This is a genomic window from Streptomyces sp. HPF1205 (assembly GCF_020400825.1).
Taxonomy (GTDB): domain Bacteria; phylum Actinomycetota; class Actinomycetes; order Streptomycetales; family Streptomycetaceae; genus Actinacidiphila.
In genome coordinates this window covers 52,968-74,268 of the sequence record NZ_JAINVH010000012.1, presented here as the reverse complement: position 1 = coordinate 74,268, position 21,301 = coordinate 52,968, and the positions used below count along the sequence as shown (strand labels likewise).

Here is a 21,301-nt window from a genome sequence, read left to right as displayed (position 1 = left end):
GGCGGTCGCCCCGGCGGCGTTCCCACTGTGGTCGGCCGGCGCCGTGCCCTGCATCAGTCACTTGACGGTCCGCCGCCGGGGCCGGTTACTGGTTCGCCGCCGGCACCCGTCGAAGCCCTGGCGGCGTCCTGCCGCCGGGGCCGCGCGGTCCGCCGCGGGTGCGCTCGGGCCCACCGGCCGCGTGAGACATGCTGGAATGTTCCGGCACAGTCAAGTGACGTAGGTGTGCCGGCCCCGGGTGGGCGAAAGTGGCTGTCACCAGCCACCGTCCCACAAGGGGGTCCCTGATATGAGCGGCAACCGACACGGCGAGGAGCGGCACCCGGCCCGGACTCCGTATCTGCCTTCCCTGTCCCTGGACATCCAGCGCGTGCTGGGCTCGTACGCCCGGCAGACCGTGCGGGCCACGTTCGGCTACACCGCGGACGCCCCCTTGGTCGTGACCCTCTCGTTCCTCGTCCACGGCGGATCGCACGTCACCTGGTGCATCGGCCGGGACCTGCTGTACGAGGGGTTGTACTCGCTCAGCGGCATCGCCGACGTCCAGGTCTGGCCGTCCGACGACGACGAATGGCAGTCGGCCATGCTCAAGATCGCCTCCAGGGAGTCGACGGCCTTGTTCGAACTACCCGCGCCACCGCTGGCCGAATGGCTGGAACACACCTACGCCCTCGTACCGCCCGGCCGCGAGACCGCGCGGCTGGACTGGGACGCCTTCGGGCCGGCCTCCTCGCCGATCCCGACGTGTCGGCCGGCTGACGCGGGCCGGGTGGCTGGGGCGGACCGGGTTGGGGCCCTGCCCCCGGCGAAGGGGGCAGGGCCTTGTCGGAAAGCTCCAGCCATGGCGTTTCCGACGTTCGGGCCGGGAAGGGTGCTCCCCGGCCCGATCGGGTCCCGGCTCGTCCGCTTGCAGGAGCCGACGAGCCGTGACCCCGGCATCGCCCGGCACGGAGTTCGGGTACCGGACGACACCTTCCCCGCGGCCCGGTTCCCGGGCCGCGGAGGTCTTCAGCAGCCCGGTCCGCGCAGGAAGCTCGCGGCAGGGGGGCCGAAACCCAGTGTCGTCACCGTCTCGGCCCAAGCCCACACCAGTTCCGGGGCGGGCCATCGGCCGCCGGCGCACTCACCGGGAGGGACCGCCGGGCCCCGGGTGCCGGGCGAGGGCCGCCCGCCGCCCCGGACAAGGGTTTTCGTCATGGGAACGTTCCGTTCTTCACTGTGGGCGACCTGCCCCTCGCGGCCTGCTTGTTGTGGCCTGGCCGCGGGGACTTCGGCGGGGGGGTCCGGGCTGGGGGTTCGGCGCCGGACTTCGGCGGGACGTCAGGCCACGCCGGCGTTGACCGTCACGGGGACGTTGTTGCGCGTTGCCTTGGAATACGGGCAGATCTGCTCGGCGGCGCGGGCGAGTTCCTCGGCAGTGTGCTGGTCGACCCCGCCGAGGACGGGACTGAGCGTGGCGGAGAGGGTGAACTCGCCGTCGTCGCCGTGGGTGAGGGTGACGTCGACGGTTATGGCGGTGCTGGTGAGCTTGATCTTCCGCTGCGCGGCGGCCCGGCGCAGCGCGCCGAGGAAACAGGCGCCCCAGCCGGCCGCGAAGAGCTGCTCGGGGTTGGTGGCGCCGCCGGCTCCTCCCAGCTCCTTGGGTATGGCCAGGCTCGTGTCGATCAGTCCGTCGTCGGAGCGGACCCTGCCGCCATTGCGGCCCTCGCCGGCGACGCTGACGCGGGCGGTGTACGTGACGGTCATGAGTGTCCCCATCTCGGTGCGTGTCCGTGCTGTCCGTGCTGTACGGACCGTCGTGCTGCGTACTCGAACCGATGACCCGACGACCACTTGCGTCACCGGTTCGATCGGTGATCACACTCTCCCATTGGTAGCGTCACTAGTCAAGCAGGTGATGCCCGAGCATGGGCCGACGCTGCCGGATGGCGGTGTGACCACTCGTCGACTCACATGTATGCGGGATTGCGTCGGTCGTGTTGCGGGGGCGGGACGGGCACACATGTCCTTCGGGTTACGACGAGCACCGTGGAGGAGCGGTCGAGGAAGGTCCGATGCGACGGACGGCGGCCTTGGCAATCGCGGTACCGGCGTCGGCCCAGTGACGTCCGCCTCACCCCGTCGGCAAACCGAGTCCAGCCCGCGGAACAGTGCCCGGAACAATGGCCTGGAGCGCCGTTCCCATTGATCATGCCCCGTGCTCAGGCACTTGCCAGGACGGCTTCGGGCCTGCGTTGCCGCAGGACCCTCACTGGGCCTTGTAGCCGCCGTCGACGTTGAGGATGGTTCCGGTGACGAAGGACGCGGCCGGCGAGGCGAGCCAGGCGATGGCCTCGGCGACCTCGGTGGGGCGGCCCATCCGGTTCACCGGCTGGAGAGAGGCGATGCCGGCCTCGTCCCACGTACCGGCCTCGATGGCGGCGTTGAGGATGTCGGTCTTGATCGCGGCGGGGGCGACCGCGTTGATGCGGATGCCGTCGGTGGCGTACTCCAGTGCGGCGGACTTGGTCAGGCCGACCACGGCGTGCTTGGTGGCGGAGTAGTTGGCCGCGTAGCGGATGCCGCCCAGGCCCGCGATCGAGGCGAGATTGACGATGGAGCCGCCGGGGTTCTCCTGGGCCAGCATCTGCTGGATCTGGTACTTCATGCTCCAGAAGACGCCGAGGACGTTCGTGGTGATCATCTGCTGGAAGCGGCTGGTGGGCTCGTCGGCCATGCGGCCGGCGTCGAGGGAGACCCCGGCGTTGTTGACCGCGACATCGAGCCGGCCGTAGCGCTCGACGGTGCGGGCGACCAGGTCGGCGACGGACTGTTCGGAGTCGACGTCGACGGCGATGAATACGGCTTCCCCGCCGTTGTCGCGGATCTCGCGGACGACTGCGTCGCCCGCTTCCTTGCGGCGGCCGGAGACGACGACGGCGTAGCCCTCGCGGGCCAGAGCAAGGCTGGTCTCCTTGCCGATGCCGGCGGTGGCTCCGGTGACCAGGGCGACGCTGGAAACGCTCATGACGATGGACCTCTTTCCTATGCGGGTAACCACGGACGGTCTCGATCAGACCGGCGGTCTCTTGCGGTCTCCACGTTAAGGGACCGGCGGTCTGATGTCAAAAGACCGTCGGTCCATAAGATGAGGGCATGACGACCTTCCAACGAGCACGCAGCGAGGAGCAGCGCGAGATCCGGCGGCAGACGATCCTCGACACCGCCGCGGCGATGCTCGACCGGATGCCCGCGACCGCGCTCACCCTCAATGAGCTGAGCCGGCACGTGGGCCTGGCGAAGTCCAACGTGCTGCGCTACTTCGAGTCACGCGAAGCCATCCTGCTGGAACTTCTGGACCGCGGCTGGCGGCAGTGGACCGCCGGCCTCCCCGAACAGCTCACCGCATCGATCACCCCCGACGCCCCACCGGTCCAACGCGGCCAGGAGTTCGCCGCCGTGCTGGCACACTCCCTCGCACAGCACCGCGTGCTGTGCGACCTGCTGAGCGCCCAAGCAGGCGTCCTGGAACACAACGTTTCCGCGGACGTGGCCGCCCGCTACAAACGAGCAGCCATCGCCAACGTCGCCGCTCTGGCGGCACTCGCCCGCCAGTACCTCCCCGAACTCGGCCGCCACTGCGACCAGCTCTGCGCGCAGGCATTCATGGTCAGCGGCGCGGTATGGACCCATGCCCAGCCGTCCGCCGCCATGCTCACCGCCTACGAAGCCGATCCGTCACTCGCCGCCCTGCGCATGGACTTCACCACCACGCTGAAGGACATGCTGGCAACCCTCATCGCGGGCACCCTCACCATGGCCGAGCTCGATCTCCACTGACTTCGACCCACGGGGTCGGCGGTTCGTCGCGCCGCGTGGGCGTCCGGCCCGGTGCGGGTGGGCTTCGGCGCGCCGAGCGGTGACCCACCAGGTGAGCCGGCCGGTCGCCGTGCGGAAATGCCAGAACCCGCGCCGGACGCTGCCGGGGCGGGTTCTGTGGGGGTGGTGCGGGCTTCCCCCGCCGGCCTGCGCGGGTCGGTGGCCGGCGGGCGGGTGGCGCCGCCACGGCGGCGCAGGACAGGGTCGCCGATGGCTGCGCGGTCCGCCCCACCGTTTCTGGAGCGGCGGGGCGGACCGGAAACGGCCGGGTGCCGCGCGGCGGCTACAGGCCCAGGTCGAGGGCCAGGCAGGAGTAGTACTTCCACGAACCCTCGGGGTCGTACGCGGCCCGCGCGCCACCGCCGGGCTCGGTCGTCACCGCCTGCGTCATGTCCTCGAAGCGGATGCGCTCGGGGAGCTTGCCGAACCGCGCCTGCCGTGCCGCCGCGGCCGGGTCCGCCGAGATGTCTTTGTTCATGGCCTTGCTCCACTTCGCAGATCGTGGACGGTCCCACGGGTTCCGGGACCGTCTTCAGCTTGCGCCCCCGTTCGTCACCTGTCAAGACGGTGACGCATCGGAGAACCGCGGCACCTCGGGCGGACGGGGAGGTGAAGCCACTCGACCGCCGGGAGCGTGCCCCAGGGCCGCGGTCGGTCCGTCGTGTCCAGTCCATGGGTGCAGGGGGAGGAACAACGACGGCTTGCCGTGTATGCCGCGGACGAGGAGAGAGGACATCGACGACCGGCGGCCCGGGCGCTCTCCCGCCGCGGCGCCGACCGCGCCGTCACCCGCCCGCGCGGACCCGGCCCCCGTAGCACCGCCGGGAAGCGAGCCGACGGCCGCCGTGGCACCGCCGGGGGCCGCGCGCCCGGCCGGGCCGCCGCTGCCTGGCCGTACGCCGGGGTGCCTGCTCACCCGCCCCCGTCGGCCTCGGGGACGTCCATCTCCAGCCACACGGTCTTGCCCCGCCCGCTCGGGGAGGTGTTCCAGGTGCGGGCCAGCGCGTCGACCAGGAACAGGCCGCGTCCGTGCTCCGCCCGGGCGCTGCCCTCCTCGGTGAGGGAGTACGCGGTGGGAACGGGCGGATCGCTGTCGGAGTCCCGCACCTCCAGCCGGACCCGGTCGCCGTGGACCCGCAGCCGCAGGTCGACGTCGCTGCCTGCGTGGATCAGCGCGTTGGTCACGAGCTCCGAGGTGATCAGTTCGAGGTCGTCCGCCAGGCCCGTCGGGTCGCCCAGCCCCCACTCGCACAGCCGCCCCCGTACGAAGCCGCGGGCCTCGCCGACGCCGCGCAGGTCACGGCGCTGGACGTGCAACTGCGCGGTGCGCGGTGCCGCACCGTCGCCGGCCTCCTCGTAGCGCGCCAGGAGCAGCACGGCGTCGTCGCGCCGGCCGGGAGTGGAATTGAGCAGCCCCTCGGCCAGCTCCTCCGGATCGGCGCCGGCCCGCCGTCCGACCGCGGCCAGGCGTGCCGCGACACCGTCGGCGTCCGGCTCCAGCAGCCCGTCCGAATACAGCGCGAGCACCGCTCCGGGCGGCAGGGTGTGGTCCCCGCAGCGGTAGTGGGCGCGGTCGCGCAGCCCGAGGGGCACATTGGCCGGGGCCGTCAGCGGGCGCACGTCGCCGTCGGGCAGCCGCACCAGCGGCTGCGGGTGCCCGGCGAGCGCGACCTCGGCGGCGCCGGTCTCGGTGTCCAGGGACACCAGGCAGCAGGTGGCGAGAAGCTCGGTGCCGAGGCGGGACAACAGCCGGTCGGTGCGCTCCAGCAGCGCGGCGGGATTGTGCCCCTCGGCGGCGTACGCGGCCACCGCGCTGCGGAGCTGGCCCATGACGGCCGCGCTCTCCATGGTGTGCCCCTCGACGTCCCCGACGACCAGGACGACCCGCCGGTCCGGCGCGGCGATCACGTCGTACCAGTCGCCGCCCACCTCGCCCTCGGCCGGCCGGTACCGTGCCGTGAGGGTCAGCCGGGGGACATCCGCCAGCGCGGCCGGCAGGAACAGCTTCTGCATGCCCTCGGCGAGCGACCGGCGTCCGGTGCTCAGCTCGACGCGCTGGACCGCCGAGCCCAGCAGCCCGGCCATCATGGTCAGTACGGCCCGCTCTTCCGGCGGGAACGTCCGCGGTCCGCCGAACGACAGACAGCAGACGCCGATGACGGGGTCGGGCCCGGTCATCGGCACGTCGACGACATGCCTGCTGCCGACGAGCGGCACGTAGGCGGCGGCCTCCCACGGACCGTCGCCGTCGCCGCCCCGCGCGACGGCCTCGGTGTCGGCTTCATGCCCGGTTCCGGATCCGGGCTCGGGTCCGGCCTCGGCGCCCCGCGCTCCGTGTACGGGTCCGGGTCCGGGTCCGGGTCCTGCGGTGGCGAACAGCGCGCGCCCGCGCAGTGCCCGGGCCGCGGGGGTGCGCGTGTGCAGGGCGCTGCCGTGCAGTTCCCCGACCAGGCCCGCGGAGTCCCCGCTGTGGCCCAGGACCCACAGCCGGCCCGCGTCCGCGCAGGCCAGTGCCAGCGCGCGGGCCCCCAGCGGCGCGCGGACGCAGAACTCCGCCGCACCGGTGACGTCCTGCATGGTGGTGGCCCGGTTGAGCATGTCGGCCAGCCGCTGCAGGGCGTACAGCAGGGTCAGGCCCGCCGAGCCGGCCACGCCCGGGACGCCCCGGGTGAACTCGTCCTCGGGCCCGGCCGGCGGCTCGGTGCCGAGGACCGGGACCAGCACGGGCAGCGGCCCGGGGACGATGACGGCGCCGCGGGCGAGCAGGTCGGACAGGAGGACGACGAGCCGTTCGCCGATCCGGCTCAGGCGCCGGCGGTCCGCCTCGTCGTACGCGCCGCGGTCCTCGCCGCGCAGCACCGTGAGGGAGCCGAAGCGGCGGCCGCCGGTCTCCAGCGGGACCGAGGCGACGGTGTAGGGGTAGGCCAGGGCCCCGTACTCCGGCTCGGTCAGGGGGTCCGGATCCGCCAGCAGCGCCACGCCTCCCTCGGCCAGGGCGCGGGCCGAGGCGTACGGGGAGTCCAGGGACATCCGGCCGGGCAGGGTGAACACGGACGGCGGGCTGCCGCCGATCATCGCCGGGCGCAGCTCGCGGCCGTCGGCGGTCAGCAGGTACACGGCCGCCGCCACGCCGCGCAGGCGGCGGGCGGCCTGGTGCACGGCACAGTGGAGCACCGTCGCCAGTTCGTCGTCCAGAACCGCGGCGGGATCACTCCCGGTGCCGCCGGCCGCGGCCGGTTCGCTGCCGCCCACGATGATCGTTCCTGCCACCCTGATGTGTCGCTGTGTCGCTGTGTCGCTGTGTGGCTGTGTCGCCTCGGCGCGACTCGGTGCACCTCGCGCGCCTGTGTGGTGTTCCCTGCCCGCCCTCCCGCCCCTGCCGCGGGGAGCGGGCGGCCGGATCTCGCGTCGACGGGTGAGTCGCACGGCGTCGGCGTCGGCCTCTTCGGCCACGCTACCGGTGGGCTCCTCGCGCAGCCACCGGGCGCGGGTCACTTGGCCCGCAGGGGCCCCGCGAAGGACTTGCGCAGGGACGAGGGGGCGGCCAGGGGCAGCAGGGAGGCGAGCATTTTGCCCTTGAGCGTGCTCGGCTGCCGCGTCAGCTCCACGTCGATCCGGGTGCCGTCGCCTTCCGGGGTCATCGTGAAGACCCAGCCGCCGCCGGCCCCGAAGAGCTTGGAGTCGAGGGTCGTGACGGTGACCGTGTCGCCGTCGGGCTCCCAGTCGTAGCGCGCCCGCTCCCAGGCGGCGGCGGTGCCCTCGGTGACCTCGGCCCAGGTGTCGGCGAGAGCGTGCACCTCGAAATGCTCGGCGTCGATCGAGGGCCAGACCTCGGGACGGGAAGGGCCGAAGTCGGTCAGCACCTCCCGTACCTCCGCCGGCCCGAGCGAGGAGACGAGGTGGAAACGTACAACGGCCATCGGGGACTCTCCCACACTTGCTATCACTGGTTGAACAGGTGATGGAATCATCCACTCCGTCCTCGTCACCTGTCAAGGTGGACACATAGCAGGGTTCCATGTGTCGCACACACATGGAACGCCCGGAACACCTCCCGCGGATCACGAACCTTCGGCGGGGAGGTGGCGCGACGCGGACGGCGCCAGTAGCCTGGCTCACGGCCCGCGACCGGAACGCCGCCGCCCCACCGGCCACGATCGAGGTCGGGGGCATCACACCCCGCGCACGATGCGCACGGAACACACCCCGCACGCCATGCGCACTTGTCACACCCCGCGCGCCACGCGCGCTTCGAGAAGGAGACACCATGGCCGCACTGAGGGGTCCTGTCCTGCTGGTGCACGGGTTCTTCCACGGCGCATGGTGCTGGGGTGACGTGACGCTGGAACTCGCCGCGCGAGGGGTGGCCTCGGTGGCCGTGGACATGCCGGGTCACGGCCTGCGGGCCGCGCGCCCGGCGGCGAGCACACGGCGGCCCCACGCTTCCTCCGACTTCGCCTCCGAGAAATCCCCGATCGCACACCTGGACCTCGACGCGGCGGCGGCCCTGCTCGCCGAGCAGGCGCGCAGGGCGGGCCGCGGGGAACCTGTCGTCGCGGTCGCCCACAGCATGGGCGGTGCGGCCCTGACCCGCGCCGCGGAGGACCACCCGGAACTGTTCCGGCGACTGATCTACGTCACCGCGTACATGCCTGCCTCGGGCGTCCCCTGCCTCGCCTACCCGTCGCTGCCGCAGGCGGAGGGAGGGCAGTCCCTGGCGTTGCTCACAGCGGATCCCCTGGAGATCGGCGCGCTGCGCGTCGACACCGCGGCCGACGACCTGCGGCCCGCGATCCGCAGCGCGTTCTACGGCGATGTCGACCAGGCCACCGCCGACGCCGCGATCGCCCTGCTGGGTAGCGACGCCCCGACCGCCATGGCCACGCAACCGACGACTCTGACCCCGCAGGGCTGGGGATCGATCGAACGCACCTATGTCCTGTGCACCCAGGACAACACCATTCCCCTTGCCCTCCAGCGCCTGTTCGTCTCCCAGGCCGACAGCGCCTTCCCGCACAACAGGACGCACGTGGTCACCATGGAGGCCGCGCACTCCCCGTTCCTGTCGGCGCCGGACCGCCTGGCCGGCATCATCGCCGACCTGACCTGAACCGACCCGGGGCCCACCGGGGCGTCCGGGCCGGAAACCACTGCGGGTCCGGCCGCGGGGGTCGGTCGCGGCCCGACCGCGCGGCCGTCGAGCACCGCCGGCCGGTGCGGGAGTTCCGCGGCAGACCGGACGGACGCGGCATCGCAGCGTGCGAAAGCCTTACCGGACCGGAGGAAAACCCTGGACCGGTTCGCCGCCGCAGCACATGCCCGGGACGTGGCCGTCTCACACACATGCTCACACACATGTGCACGCCCGACTCACACGTTCCACTCGGGCAGGTGTTACGGTCGCAGAGCGGACCCCACTCGCCCGCGCGTTTTCCCCAGGCGACCGCACCCCGTGCGCAGCGCCGCGGGCGTGCCCGCCCGGCCCGGATCCGGCTCGATCCGCCGGAGCGATCGCGGCCGGTTCGCCCACCGGCGACACGCCGACCCCGTCAAGCCGACCAGACAGAAGTGAGATCCGTTATGGCCAAGGACAACGGCGACATCGTCGACGAGTTCGTCTCCCTGTTCGCCAAGAAGGACACCGCGCAGCTCGCTCCCTACCTGCATCCCGACATCGAGTTCGAGGCCTACGGCGACACCCCGGTCAAGGGGCGCGACAACGTGCTGGCCCTCTGGAACGGTGTCTTCCGGCAGATGGGCGAGGTCGAGTTCCTCACCATCCACCAGGCGGTCGACGGCGAGATCGTCCTGGCCGAACAGGTCCACGGCCTCGCCCTGCCGGGCCGCCCGCTCGCCAGGATCAAGAACATGGCCGTCTACCGCCTCGCGGCGGGTCAGATCGTCGAGTGGCGGGACTACACCAACCCCCAGTACGCCCAGACCCTCCTGTGACCCGCGGCCACCCGGCGTGACCGCGCAGCCTCCCCCGCCCCGGCCCGGCGGAGGCCGCCGAGCCCGCGGGGGAGCCGGCCCCCGTCCGGCACGCTTGAGCGGGCCGGACGGGGGCCGAGGGGGCCGGCAGAAGCGGGCGGGGGGCCGGCGGGAGCTGGTGGACCACCCAGTCCAAACCTGTGGGATGATAAGGGGATGAACAAGGGACTGACCGCCAAGGGCAGGGCGACCCGCGAGCGCATCGTCATGGCCACGGCGCTCCTCGCGAGGGAGAAGGGGGCCGCCGAGACGACACTCGACGACGTGCGGGCGGCCACGGCGACGAGCAAGAGCCAGCTCTTCCACTACTTCCCCGAGGGCAGGTCGGACATCCTGGCGGCCGTCGCGGAGTACGAGGCCGGACAGGTTCTCCAGGCTCAGCGGCCGTACCTGGACGATCTCTCCACGTGGCAGTCCTGGCAGGACTGGCGGCAGGCGGTGCTGGACCACTACACGGAACTGGGACGGCGCTGCCCCCTCGGCAGCCTCACCACCGAGCTGGGAAAGTCGTCGGCCCAGGCCGGCGCGGTCGTGCTGGCCCTGTTCGACGAGTGGGAGCGGGCCCTGCTGCGAGGCGTGCGGGCCATGGCGTCCCAGGCCGAGGAGGACGAGGAGGAGTCGCGCGAGCGGGCCCGGAGCATTTTGGCCGCGGTCCAGGGCGGCGTCGTCCTGCTCCAGACCACCGGACGCACGGAATACCTGAAGGCCTCCCTCACGGCGGCGATCGCCCCGCTGCGGCCCGTCACCACGGGCGCCGCGTAACCCACCGAGCAGGATTGGACTTGACGGTCCGATTTTGAGGCGTCAGAATTGGACCATGTCGTCCAATCCTGAGCCGGCGCACGTCCACCCCGCACCACAGGCCGACGGCTTCGACTGGCGCGCCGCCGAGACGCCGCTGAACGGCTTCGCCCGGCACCGGGTGGACGTCGGCGGCACCCCGGTGCACTTCATCCACGAACGGGGCAAGGGGCCCGCCCCTATCCCCCTGCTGCTGGGACACGGATGGCCCTGGGGCCCCCAGCACTGGCACAAGGTCATCGGGCCCCTCACCGACCCGGCGGCCTTCGGCGGCTACCCCGCCGACGCCTTCGACGTCGTCGTTCCCTCGCTGCCCGGCTTCGGCTTCTCCACGCCGCTGACGAACCCGAGGGAGAACTACGTGACCATGGCGGACCGGTTCCACAGCCTGATGACCGAGGTGCTCGGGTACGGGAGGTACGGGATCGGCGCGGCGGACTACGGGGCCCTGGTGGGCGCGCGGATGGGCCACAAGTACGCCGATTCCCTCTACGGCGTCCACCTGGGCAACGAGATGCCGCCCGCGATGTTCCAGGGCGACCGGGCCTGGGATCTGACGGGCGGTCAGCAAACCGAGGACCTTCCCCCCGCCGAGCGCGCCCGGCTCGTCCGGCGCAACAACATCTACGTCTCGCACGTGGCGGCCCACCTGCTCGACGGCCAGACGCTCACCCACGGCCTGAACGACTCCCCGGCCGGCATGCTCGCCTGGATCCTGAAGCGCTACCGGACCTGGAGCGACCGCAACGCCGACTTCGACGCCGGCCGGCCCGCCGACGACATCCTCACCTTCGCCACCCTCTTCCGGGTCAACGAGGCCATCGGCTCCTCGATCCGCGCCTACAAGAACGCCGGCCTGTACCCGGCGGTGCCGGTCGACGACAAGACGCCGTACGTGCGGGCGCCGGCCGGCTTCACCTTCCTGCTGGGAGACCCCTCCCCCGGCGCGCGGACGCCCGAGGAGCGGATCGAGATCTTCGAGAACGGCGGCGGCCGCTTCTACGCGGACGTCCGCGACGTGAACGTCCACGAGAAGGGCGGTCACTTCGGTCCGTACGAGAACCCCGAGGCGTGGATCCATGACCTGCGTGCCAGTTTCCGCAAGCTGCGCTGACCGGCCGCCGCCTGCGGTGCGTACCGGGCGAGCGCACGGGCGCCGGGTGTCAGCCGTCGTCCTGTGGCGGGTCGAGGGCGGTCAGCGCGTCCCGCAGCGCGGCCCGGGAGGTGATGCCGAGTTTGGGATAGATCTGGTACAGGTGGGTGCCGACGGTCCGGTGGGACAGGAACAGCCGCTCGGCGATCTGCTTGTTGGTCAGCCCGGTGGCGGCCAGTGTCGCGATCTCCCGTTCCTGAGCCGTCAGCGACACGCGCCCGGGTGCCGGGGCGGTCGGCGTGGTGTGGCCCGCGGCGCGCAGCTCGGCCGCCGCACGGGACGCCCAGGGGGCCGCACCGAGGCGTTCGAACGCCTCCAGCGCCGCGGACAGGTGCTCACGAGCCCGCCTCGTCACGCGCCGGCGGCGCAGGCGTTCGCCGTAGAAGAGGTGGACGCGCGCGGTTTCGAAGGGCCAATGCCCGGGCTGGGCCAGCGCCTGGTCGAACAGCGCGAACGCCTCGTCGCCGGGGGTGGTGAGGGCCTCGGACGCCAGCAGCAGAATGTTCAGGCGGGGGGAGAGCGCGCCCATCGCGGACTCCCGCATCGCCGCCACGTGCGCGGCGGCCTCCGCGTCCCGGCCGGTGCGCACGGCCGCCTCCACCAGATCCATCGTGCCCCACAGCGCGTGCGGAACGTACGGCGCGATCGTCCCCGGCGCACTCAGCGCCGCACCGTACCGGTACGCCGTCTCGAAGTCGCCACTGCCCACCGCCGCCAGCGCCCTCGCGTGGTCGGCGAAGCGCGCCACGCCGTGGGCTCCGCGGGGGGACGCCCACGTGACGATCTCCTGGGCCAGCGCGGCGTTCACCGCGATGTCGCCCCGGGCCGCCGCCACGAGGGCCTGTACCCATTGCAAGCAGCAGGCGAAGAAGCGGTAGCCGTGCTCCTGCACCAGGACGAGGCCCTCGTCCGCCAGGCTCGTTGCCTCGGCCCAGCGGCCCGCCGCGTAGTAGTCCAGGCACAGGTGCATCAGCGCCGCCAGATGCCAGCGGACCGGGGTGGCGCCGGACCGGCCGCGTTCGGCCAGGCGCTCGTTCGCCTCCCGGAACGCGGCCAGCCGGTCCACGAAGGCGGAGGTGGTGCCGATGCGCAGGAGGAGGTTCGGGTCGCTGCCGAGGTCGGTCAGCAGCCTGTCGAGGACCCGCACTCCCGCGGCGCCGGTGCGGGCCGGGTCGCCGTAGGTCTGCATGCACGCCCACAGCAGCTCGGGCGGCGCGGGGCTGAGCCGGTCCAGGACCCGGAGCACGGACTGCCACTTGCCCGGCTCACCGCTGTAGAAGCAGAGCATGGACAGGGTGAACAGAGCCTCGACGAGAGCCGGGTCGCGGGCGTCGTAGCCGTGGTCGCCGGCCTCGATCGCGCCGTCCAGCAGCCTGTGGGCGGTGTCGATGTCGCCCTCTTCGTTGATGAGCAGGAAGGAAGCGGCCGCCGCCGCGTACAGGGACCCGCGGCCGGTGGGATCGGCCCGTCGGGAGCCGGCCAGCAGCCGGGACGCGCCCGCCAGTTCACCGCCCGCGTCGACGCCGATGTAGGCGGCCTCCGCCAGCCGCCGCCCCTGGTCGGCCGCGGCGGGACTGAGCCCGGCGGCACGGGTGAGCGCCGTCATCGCGCCGATCGCGTCGCCGCGCCGCAGACACAGCCGCGCGGCCTGTTCCAGTTGGGCCGCGACGTTCTCGTCCGGCGCGAACGTCGCTTCGCCGAGGTGCCAGGCGCGGCGTTCGGGCCGGTCGTGCGTGACGTCGGCGAGCGCCTGGTGCGCCCATCGGCGGTCCGCCGCGCCCGCCTGTGCCACCACCGCGGAGCCGATCAGCGGGTGCTGGAACGACAGCCGCCGCGGCTCGCCGGAGACGGTGACCAGCCGGTCGTGCTCGGCGGGACCGAGGTCCCGCACGCCGGCCCGGCCCGCCACGGCGGCCTCGATCGTGCTGAGGTCGCCGGTCCCGTCGAGCGCGGCGACGAGCAGCATGTCCCGGGTCGCCTCGGGCAGTTCCGCCACCCGGGACGCGAACAGCGCCTGGAGGCGCTCGCCCAGCGGCAGTACGGACGGCAGGCCCACCCGGGCCGCGAGCTGGTCGCCGTCGAGAGCGGCGGGCAGCTCCGCGAGGGCGAGCGGATTGCCCCGTGCCTCCGACGCGAGGCGGCGGCGGACCGCCGGCGACATTCCGGGATACGTGCGGACGAGCAGCTCGGCCGACGACGCGTCGTCCAGCGGACCCAGGCGGTACTCGGTCAGACCGCTCGACTCGAAGAAGCTGTCCGAGGCGAGCCGGGAGGCCGCGAGGAAGCCGACGCGGCTGCCGACGAGCCGCCGGGCGACGAAGCCGAGAACCGAGAGGGTGGCCCGGTCCATCCACGGCAGGTCGTCGACCACGACGAGCAGCGCGTTGTCCTCGGCCATCAGACGCAACAGCAGCAGGGTCGCGGTGGAGACCAGGAGACGGCCGGGAGGCGGGCCGCCGCCGATGCCCACCGCGACGCGCAGCGCGTCCCGGTGGGCGGGTTCGAGCCGGTCGAAGGAGTCGAAGAGCGGGACGAGGAGCTGGTTGAGGCCCGCGTACGCGATGTCCGCCTCGAACTCCACACCGCTCGCCCGCAGCACCCGGTCGCCTGCCTGCGCCGCCTCGGCGGCCACAGCGTTGAGCAGAGCGGTCTTGCCGATGCCGGCCTCGCCCGACAGCAGCAGCGCCGCACCGTGGACCGGCGAGCCGTTGAAGTGGGATCTGATGAACTCCAGGTCCCCGTCTCTGCCGATCAACCGCTCCGGGACGGTGCGGACCGGGCGGTCCACGGCGTTCATCGGGCTTCCTTCCCTGCTGCGACGTGCGCCTTTCCACACGGTACACCGGCCCCGGCCGGGTGGCCGCGTGCTCGCACGCGCGTACGCAGGGATTCGGCGGCCGCTTCCCGGTGGCCGCGTCCGGGCTCCCGTTCAGTACAGGTCCTCCGGTTCCACGAGCGTGAACAGGCGCAAGGTCTCCACGTACAGCCAGGCCGGGGTCAAGGCGAGTCCGAACACCACGCCCCAGGTGTTCCGGCGGGCCGTGCCGTGGTTGATGCCTTCCTCGACCTGCCGGAAGTGGAGTACGGCGAAGGACGTGCCGAGGACGAGGCCCGCCGGCCCGGTGAGGACGCCGAGGGCGCCGCCGCGGAAGCCGAGACCGTCCGTCCGCGTCAGGACGGAGAACAGCGTGTCGGCCGCCATCAGGAACACCATGCCCATCTGCCCGGCCAGTACGTAGCCGCGGGGGCGGCGGGCCACCCGGATCAGGTGCAGGCGGTAGGCGGCCACCACGCCCGCGCAGCCCGCCATGGTGCCGAGGACGAGGTGGTCGAAGACACCCGGTGCGACCTGCGCCGAGGCGGTGTTCGCGAGCAGGCCGAGGAAGGCGCCCTCGGACGCGGCGAAGGGGAACACCAGCGCGGGCGACGGCCGCAGCCCGCGGCACTGGAGGACCACCAGGAGCGCGGCCGGCAGACCGGCGACGCAGGCGACAGCGTACGACAGACCGGAGCGTTGCGGGTCGACCGGCGGAACGATCCAGGTCAGGACCGCAGCGAGCAGGGCCGTGGCCAGTGCCGGGGCCGTGCGGACGGTGACGGCGTCCATGGTCATCAGGTCGCCGACCCGGTTCGGCGACGGGCCGGCCGAAGGCCGGTGGACCTGGTCCGCGCCATGGTCCGCGCCATGGCGCGCGGCCTCGTCCGCTCCGATCCGGCGGGCTCCCACGCGGACCTCGGCCGGCGGATCCCACGCGGCGGTCTTCCGCCCGCTCCCGCGCTTGTGCCCGTGCCGGGCCAGCACCGGATTGCTGCTTCCCAGCGCACGCTGCTCGACACCCATCACGTCGGATCTCCTCTCGTCGGACGCCCGCCGCCCACCCCATGCCACCGCCGACCGCCGGGTGGCGGCCGGCGTGCCCGACCCGGCACCCAGGACACCCACGGCGCACACACGGAGCACACACGATGCACATGCACAGGACGCACAGGGGACACACGTGGCGGACACCCTGCCCGGCCGTTCCCGCCCGGCACGTGTCCGGCACGTGTCCGGTGGGGTCACACCTGACTGCCCGGGGTGGGCACCACCATGCTGCCGCGCGCGGCCGCGTACCGCATCGGTCATTCGACGGTGCCCGGCGGGCGCCCGCGCCCGGACGAAGCGCCGCGCGGAGCGGGGGAACGGCGGCCGCGTCGACCGTCCGGCCGCGGGACACCGCGCCCGCGGCCCGCGTGACCGCGGAAATCCGGACATTCCTTGCGGGCGGGTGGTCGCATGACACGAGGAGTCGAACGTCAGTGCACCGAGGGCCGGGAGGCGGTATCGCGCTCTCCTCGCGCCTGCGCCGTGGGAGGCAGTCCGGTGGACTATAGGCACCTCCCGCTGCGTCCCGCCGCCACGCCGCCGATCGGCAGGGAGGCGGACCTGGAGTTCGTCCGCTCGTTCTTCGACGACTCGGCGGTCCGGGGCGCGGCCCTGCTGCTGACGGGCGAGGCGGGGGTGGGCAAGACCGCGCTGCTCGACGCGGTGGCGGCGGACGCGGCCGAGCGCGGGGTCTGCGTACTGAGGGCGGCGGGCGTCCAGTTCGAGGCGGACATCGCCTTCGCCGGTCTCAACCAGCTGCTCGTCCCGCTCTTCGACTCCTTCGACGTCCTCGACCCCTTGCACCGTGACGCGCTGCGCGTCGCGGTCGGCGTCGGCAGCGGGCCGGCGCCCGACCGCCTGCTGACCTCCACCGCCGTCCTGCTCCTGCTGCGGGCGGTCGCCGCGCGGTCGCCGCTGCTGCTCCTGGTCGACGACGTGCCGTGGCTGGACCGGGCGACCACCTCGGTACTGGGTTTCGTGGCGCGGCGGCTGGTCGGCAGCGACATCGGCCTGCTCGCCGCCTGCCGCAGCGGCTCGGACAGCTTCTTCGAGGCCGGCGGCCTCACCGAGCACCGCCTGCGACCGCTGGACGAGGCCGCGTCCGCCACGTTGCTGAGCCGCGCGCACCCGGATGTCCCCCCGTCCGTGCGGCGCCGGATCGCTGCCGAGGCGCGCGGGAACCCCCTCGCGCTGGTGGAGTTGCCCGCGGCGCTGACCCGCGAACAGCGCACGACGCCGGCGGCGATGCCCGCCGTCCTGCCCCTCACCGACCGGCTGCAGGGGCTGTTCGCCACGCGTGTCACCAGTCTGCCGGCCGCGAGCCGGGAACTCCTGCTGCTGGCGGCCCTGCGCGACGCGCTCGCCGCCTTCGACGCGGACGACGACGCCCCTTGAGGGCAGGCGCGAGGAGTCCGAGGGCGAAGGTGCACGAGACCGGTCAGGGCCCGCTGCCGGCCGCGCCCTCGCACGAGCCGTGCGCGGGCCGGGACGGTCTCCCGTCCCGGCCCGCGCGTCCCCGTATCCGGGCTGACCCCGTATCCGGGCTGACCCCGTATCCGGACTAATAGGAGAACTGCTGGATCTGCGCGTCGTCCGGGCCGAAGGTCCAGCCGGTCCGCGTCGCCGGGTCGAGCTGGATCGCGTTCTCCGCTCCGCCGTGGGTGCCCACCGAGAAGCCGGGCAGGGTGCGGATCACGGTGCCGGTGGTGAGGTCCACGACCACGAGCCGGCCGGTGGCGTTGTTGTCCGGGACGTACATGCCAGCCCCGAAGTAGGGGGTGCCGACCGGGGTCGGGTACGAGACGACGGCGATGTGGTGCGGGCCGTCCACGGCGAGCCCGGACGGCTTGCCCAGCCGGACGGTGACCGAGCCGGTGGCGGTGCCCGTCGGTTCGTCCAGCACGCCGAGCACCCCGGTCGGGACGATGTTCACGCTGATCTCGGTGGCCGACAGGTCGTACAGCGACCCCGAGCCGTCCGAGGCGAGGCCGTGGCCGCAGCCGGAGGCCGTGCCGGCGGGCGCCACGGTCCGCGCGACCGGGTCGACCCGGGCCACGGTGACCGAGCCGAGGCAGTTGAACGGTCCCGCCTGCTTGGCCAGGAAGACCTGCCCGGTGGAGGAGTCGACGGCCAGCAGGCCGTACGTGCCGGCCGGCGTCTGTGCGGGATCGGCGGGTATCGGCTCGCCCGCGGTTCCGGTGGCCAGGTCGACCGTGAGCACCTGGTCGGCCTTGCCGGCGTCCCGCAGGAGCAGGTCGCCCCGGCGGTGGACGGTGTCCACCCGGCCGGTGACGTAGGTGTCCCCCGCGGCCGGCGCGGCGGTGCCGACGAGCGTGTCGGTGGCGGTGTCCCACGTCTCGAACCGCACGTCGCCGCCGGGCGCGGTGCGGTGGGCGAGCAGCACCCGGTCCGCGGTGGCGCCCACCACCTCGTAGTCCGAGCCGGGGACCGGGTCGGAGGTGATGACGGCGCCGTAGCCGCCGGTCGCGGTCGCGTAGTGCCGGACCTGCGAGCCGCCCGAGGGCAGGGCCAGGGCCGCGACCGAGTGGTCGCCGGCCGCGGCGAAGCCGCTCACGGTGGCGTTGCCGGGGGCGAGGCCGTCGTCGAAGGCCAGCGAGGAGACCGGGGACGCCTGCCCGGTGATCCGGCCGTCCCGGTCGAGGGCGAGCAGGCGCACCCCGTACAGGTCCGAGCCGGTCAGGCCGAGTGCGGCCGCGTCCATGCGCACCGAGCCGGAGGTGCCGGCGAGCACCCGGTGGAGCACCGAGGGGCTGTCGACGCCGTCGTCGTCGAGGCGGGTGCCGTTGGCGTTGGTGAAGGTGTTCAGCGAGCCGAACCGGGTGGGCGCCGGGGAGGAGAACTCCACCTCCGCGCCGCGCGCCCCCGGCACCTGCCGTACGTCGTAGCGCAGCGTGAACCCGGATGCGGCGCGGGTGGCTTCCGCGGTGTGGCCGGGTACGGGGTCCACGCCGGTGAGCAGCGGCGCGGCCGGCCGGTCCGAGGCAGCGCCGCCGACCACGCGGACCGGCGCGAACTCGCCGTACACGACGTTCTTGGGGTTGCCGCCGAAGCCGGACTGGGCGATGCCGATGCCGTAGAGCCCGCCGCCGGTGAAGGCGTCGGCCGGGATGGTCACCGTGCCCTTGGCGGCGGTCAGTTCCTGGTGCCAGGCGGCGGTGAACAGCGGCGCCAGCGTGGGGTTCCAGTGGCCGGCGGTGGACACCACGAGCTGCGGCGAGGACGTGCCGGCGACGCCGGTCAGGTCGTAGGAGACGGTGACCGGCCGGCCGGCGGCGACGGTGGCCGGGGCGCGCGGCGCGGTCGCCTCTGCGTACGTGCCGTCGCTGGGGCCGACGGTGAGGGTACGGGTGGTGGCCGCGCGGGTGCGGCCGTCGGTCAGCACCCGGTAGGTGACGGTGACCTGGCGGTCGGCGGTCGCGGCGACCGGCAGCCCGGCGGCGGTCAGGAGCTGGGTGGGGGTGACGCGGATCGCGGGCGAGTCGGAGCGGAAGACGGTGGAGCCCACGGTGAGGGTGTAGCGGGCGGGGCCGGTCAGTCCGGTGACGTCGGCGGCGAAGGTGACCGGCCCGACCAGTCCCTCGCCGGTGCCGCCGGAGGCCCGGTCGCCGAGGTCGATCCGGTTCGGGTCGCCGGCCTCCAGGAAGGAGCCGCCGAGCCCGCCGATGGTGACGCGGTGGGCGACCGCGAGCCGTACGATCGCGGGCGCGCCGCCGGTGCCGGGCGCGTCGCCGAGGGCGCGCCGGGCGGCCGCGGCCACGTCGATCTGCGGGCCCACGTGCAGTTCGCGGTCGATCTGCGGCGGGGTGGGGACGGCGCGGCCGGTGCGCACGAGGATCTGCCGCACCTGGGCCGGGGTGAGCGGGTGTCCGCCGAGGCGGCCGGACTGGAGCACCACGGCCGCCGCTGCGGCGATCTCCGGGGCGGAGGCGGACGTGCCGCCGTTGAGGGAGACGTCCACGTCCTGCGGGCCGCCGCCGGCGGAGTGCGAGAACGCGAGGACGTTGTCGCTGGGCGCGGACAGGTCCACGCGACTGCCGAAGCCGGAGGAGAACGAGCCGAAGCCGCTGATCCTGGTTTCGGCGGTGGTGGCGTCGCCGCCCGGGCCCGCGGCCAGCGTGTCGTCCAGGGTGCTGCCGCCGGCGGCGATCGCGCCGCTGTCGGGCACCAGGGACGGCGTCGTGGACAGCGCGTCGTCGTCGATGGTGGTGGTGCGCCGCGGGTCGGTGGCCAGGTCGGTCGGCGTGCTGCCGCCGTCGGGGCCGACCGGGGCCGGGGTGTACAGCCGGGTGCCGTCGTTGGAGGAGATGGACACGACCACGCCCTCGCGCACGATGGACGCGACGACCGCGCGGATCACCGGGTCGTCCTCCAGGTAGCGGCCGGGAAAGCCCTGCGCGTCGGTGCCGAAGCCGAGGCTGGCGGTGATGACGTCCGGGCGCGGCGACTGGTGGGCGGCGGCCAGCAGGGCGCCGGCGATCCGGTCGGTGGTGGGCTGCTGCGGCACGACCAGCCGGTAGTCGGCGCCGGGGGCGATGCCCAGCAGGTCGGTCCAGCCGCTGCCGGTGGCCTGCGGGCGCTGCCGGTCGTGGGCCAGCGGTGCCATGACACCGAAGTCGAGCAGCACCTCGTCGAGCGCGGGGTCCTGGTTCTCGGTGGCCGCGGCGCCGTCCAGGCCGCCGGTGTCCTCGGCGACGTACGTCGGGATCAGCGGCATCGACGGCAGGTCGAGGTAGCGCTGACCGTCCTTCAGGACCGTCGTCGGTCCGTTCGATTGGACGTAGGCGTCGCCCGCGTCGGCCATCGACTGGTCGGTGAGGTCGCCGATGGAGACGTTGGTGATGGTCTCGCCGGTGCCGGGCTGCTGGCCGTAGCGGCCCTGCAGCAGGGAGAAGGCGCCGACCGCGTCCACGCCGCCGGCGTTGAGCAGCGCCTGCGAGGAGGTGGTGAGGGCGGCGTTGCCGGGTATCGCGCCGTCGCCGGCGCCGTTGTCGGCGCCGTCGTCCGCGGCGGCCGTACGGGGGGCGGTGCGCGGGTACGCCGCGAGCGCGGCGCGCGGCAGCGGCCGGGCCCCGGTGTTCATGGTGTTCACGTAGCGGTCGGGCTCGGCGTACGCGACACCGGGCGCGCGCTGCAGGGCGAGCGCGGCGGACGCCGAGTCGTGCTCGCGGGTCTGCACCACGTAGCTGCGGGAGACCGCCGGGTCGGTGCGCGCGACCAGCGGCCGCAGCGAGGTGGCGCCGACCGCGCGCAGCGCCGCGTCCAGGGCGGGGCTGCTGGTGTGCGGGGTGCGGGCGGAAAGGCGTGTGCCGGGCAGCGGCGCACCGGTGACGGCGGTGTCCGCGTCGAGGGTGACCAGCACCTGTCCGGGCACCACGCCTTGGCGCTGCCGGGGCGGTGCGGGCGCCTGCCCGGCGGGGGCGGTGTCGAGCGGGGTCCGTACGGGCGGCGGCGCCGCCGTGGCGGGCACGGCGGCCGCGGCGCAGGCCACGGTGAGCAGCAGCACGGCGGCGAGACGGGCCGGGCGGGCGGGCGGGCGGGGTCCCCTGGCAAGGGCACGCGGCATGGAAGGCCTTCCGGTGGCGAACAGGTGCGCATATGCGACAGGGACGTGG

The 21,301-nt window shown here is 73.6% G+C and carries 14 protein-coding genes and 1 pseudogene; 7 read left to right on the top strand and 8 right to left on the bottom strand.

The features are described 5' to 3' along the window. Window positions 1-289: 289 nt before the first annotated feature. A pseudogene (locus K7G61_RS15925) lies at window positions 290-631 on the top strand (SsgA family sporulation/cell division regulator); the annotation flags it as partial. 689 nt (window positions 632-1,320) lie between these two features. Here K7G61_RS15925 and K7G61_RS15920 read toward each other — a convergent pair. Then, complete coding sequence (locus K7G61_RS15920) at window positions 1,321-1,746, bottom strand: organic hydroperoxide resistance protein (RefSeq protein WP_225847493.1); 426 nt, start codon at window positions 1,744-1,746, stop codon at window positions 1,321-1,323. Window positions 1,747-2,248: 502 nt separating this feature from the next. Next, window positions 2,249-3,007, bottom strand: a complete 759-nt coding sequence (locus K7G61_RS15915) for a glucose 1-dehydrogenase (protein ID WP_225847492.1) — start codon at window positions 3,005-3,007, stop codon at window positions 2,249-2,251. 128 nt (window positions 3,008-3,135) lie between these two features. Between K7G61_RS15915 and K7G61_RS15910 the strand changes: the two genes are divergently transcribed. Next, window positions 3,136-3,819 carry a TetR/AcrR family transcriptional regulator gene (locus K7G61_RS15910; RefSeq protein WP_225847491.1) on the top strand — a complete coding sequence of 228 codons (684 nt, stop codon included), beginning with the start codon at window positions 3,136-3,138 and terminating at the stop codon, window positions 3,817-3,819. A 322-nt stretch (window positions 3,820-4,141) separates the two neighbouring features. Here K7G61_RS15910 and K7G61_RS15905 read toward each other — a convergent pair whose 3' ends face one another. The 3 genes from K7G61_RS15905 to K7G61_RS15895 all read right to left on the bottom strand — a co-directional run bounded on the left by K7G61_RS15905 (window position 4,142) and on the right by K7G61_RS15895 (window position 7,778). Further along, on the bottom strand, window positions 4,142-4,336 hold the full coding sequence (locus K7G61_RS15905; protein ID WP_225847490.1) for a hypothetical protein: 195 nt from the start codon (window positions 4,334-4,336) through the stop codon (window positions 4,142-4,144). 434 nt (window positions 4,337-4,770) lie between these two features. Continuing rightward, complete coding sequence (locus tag K7G61_RS15900) at window positions 4,771-7,110, bottom strand: SpoIIE family protein phosphatase (protein WP_225847489.1); 2,340 nt, start codon at window positions 7,108-7,110, stop codon at window positions 4,771-4,773. Window positions 7,111-7,349: 239 nt separating this feature from the next. Continuing rightward, window positions 7,350-7,778, bottom strand: coding sequence for a hypothetical protein (locus K7G61_RS15895; RefSeq protein WP_225847488.1), 429 nt, complete (start codon window positions 7,776-7,778; stop codon window positions 7,350-7,352). A gap of 347 nt (window positions 7,779-8,125) precedes the next feature. Between K7G61_RS15895 and K7G61_RS15890 the strand changes: the two genes are divergently transcribed. From K7G61_RS15890 to K7G61_RS15875, 4 genes are all read left to right on the top strand, one after another. After that, the gene (locus tag K7G61_RS15890) at window positions 8,126-8,968 is read left to right on the top strand and encodes an alpha/beta fold hydrolase (RefSeq protein ID WP_225847487.1); all 843 of its coding nucleotides are present in this window, start codon (window positions 8,126-8,128) and stop codon (window positions 8,966-8,968) included. A 470-nt stretch (window positions 8,969-9,438) separates the two neighbouring features. Continuing rightward, the gene (locus tag K7G61_RS15885) at window positions 9,439-9,810 is read left to right on the top strand and encodes a nuclear transport factor 2 family protein (RefSeq protein ID WP_225847486.1); all 372 of its coding nucleotides are present in this window, start codon (window positions 9,439-9,441) and stop codon (window positions 9,808-9,810) included. Window positions 9,811-10,005: 195 nt separating this feature from the next. Further along, the gene (locus tag K7G61_RS15880; RefSeq protein WP_225847485.1) at window positions 10,006-10,611 is read left to right on the top strand and encodes a TetR/AcrR family transcriptional regulator; all 606 of its coding nucleotides are present in this window, start codon (window positions 10,006-10,008) and stop codon (window positions 10,609-10,611) included. A 55-nt stretch (window positions 10,612-10,666) separates the two neighbouring features. Next, the gene (locus K7G61_RS15875; RefSeq protein WP_225847484.1) at window positions 10,667-11,764 is read left to right on the top strand and encodes an epoxide hydrolase family protein; all 1,098 of its coding nucleotides are present in this window, start codon (window positions 10,667-10,669) and stop codon (window positions 11,762-11,764) included. A gap of 49 nt (window positions 11,765-11,813) precedes the next feature. On the opposite strand, the gene K7G61_RS15870 is transcribed toward K7G61_RS15875, so the two are convergent. Together K7G61_RS15870 and K7G61_RS15865 are read right to left on the bottom strand one after the other, a co-directional pair. Then, on the bottom strand, window positions 11,814-14,600 hold the full coding sequence (locus K7G61_RS15870) for an AAA family ATPase (RefSeq protein WP_225847483.1): 2,787 nt from the start codon (window positions 14,598-14,600) through the stop codon (window positions 11,814-11,816). A 132-nt stretch (window positions 14,601-14,732) separates the two neighbouring features. Then, window positions 14,733-15,644 carry a Bax inhibitor-1/YccA family protein gene (locus tag K7G61_RS15865; protein ID WP_225847482.1) on the bottom strand — a complete coding sequence of 304 codons (912 nt, stop codon included), beginning with the start codon at window positions 15,642-15,644 and terminating at the stop codon, window positions 14,733-14,735. A 522-nt stretch (window positions 15,645-16,166) separates the two neighbouring features. Here K7G61_RS15865 and K7G61_RS15860 point away from each other — a divergent pair. After that, the gene (locus K7G61_RS15860) at window positions 16,167-17,063 is read left to right on the top strand and encodes an AAA family ATPase (protein WP_225847481.1); all 897 of its coding nucleotides are present in this window, start codon (window positions 16,167-16,169) and stop codon (window positions 17,061-17,063) included. A 166-nt stretch (window positions 17,064-17,229) separates the two neighbouring features. On the opposite strand, the gene K7G61_RS15855 is transcribed toward K7G61_RS15860, so the two are convergent. Beyond that, entirely contained in the window at window positions 17,230-21,252 is a 4,023-nt protein-coding gene (locus K7G61_RS15855) for a S8 family serine peptidase (protein WP_225847480.1), read from the bottom strand. Window positions 21,253-21,301 lie beyond the last annotated feature (49 nt).

Bases quoted from the DNA above. Each gene is read 5' to 3' on its own strand.
- K7G61_RS15875 (WP_225847484.1), top strand. From the start codon at position 10,667: ATGTCGTCCAATCCTGAGCCGGCGCACGTCCACCCCGCACCACAGGCC.
- K7G61_RS15910 (WP_225847491.1), top strand. From the start codon at position 3,136: ATGACGACCTTCCAACGAGCACGCAGCGAGGAGCAGCGCGAGATCCGG.
- K7G61_RS15915 (WP_225847492.1), bottom strand. From the start codon at position 3,007: ATGAGCGTTTCCAGCGTCGCCCTGGTCACCGGAGCCACCGCCGGCATC.
- K7G61_RS15880 (WP_225847485.1), top strand. From the start codon at position 10,006: ATGAACAAGGGACTGACCGCCAAGGGCAGGGCGACCCGCGAGCGCATC.
- K7G61_RS15890 (WP_225847487.1), top strand. From the start codon at position 8,126: ATGGCCGCACTGAGGGGTCCTGTCCTGCTGGTGCACGGGTTCTTCCAC.
- K7G61_RS15905 (WP_225847490.1), bottom strand. From the start codon at position 4,336: ATGAACAAAGACATCTCGGCGGACCCGGCCGCGGCGGCACGGCAGGCG.
- K7G61_RS15865 (WP_225847482.1), bottom strand. From the start codon at position 15,644: ATGGGTGTCGAGCAGCGTGCGCTGGGAAGCAGCAATCCGGTGCTGGCC.
- K7G61_RS15895 (WP_225847488.1), bottom strand. From the start codon at position 7,778: ATGGCCGTTGTACGTTTCCACCTCGTCTCCTCGCTCGGGCCGGCGGAG.
- K7G61_RS15885 (WP_225847486.1), top strand. From the start codon at position 9,439: ATGGCCAAGGACAACGGCGACATCGTCGACGAGTTCGTCTCCCTGTTC.
- K7G61_RS15870 (WP_225847483.1), bottom strand. From the start codon at position 14,600: ATGAACGCCGTGGACCGCCCGGTCCGCACCGTCCCGGAGCGGTTGATC.
- K7G61_RS15920 (WP_225847493.1), bottom strand. From the start codon at position 1,746: ATGACCGTCACGTACACCGCCCGCGTCAGCGTCGCCGGCGAGGGCCGC.
- K7G61_RS15855 (WP_225847480.1), bottom strand. From the start codon at position 21,252: ATGCCGCGTGCCCTTGCCAGGGGACCCCGCCCGCCCGCCCGCCCGGCC.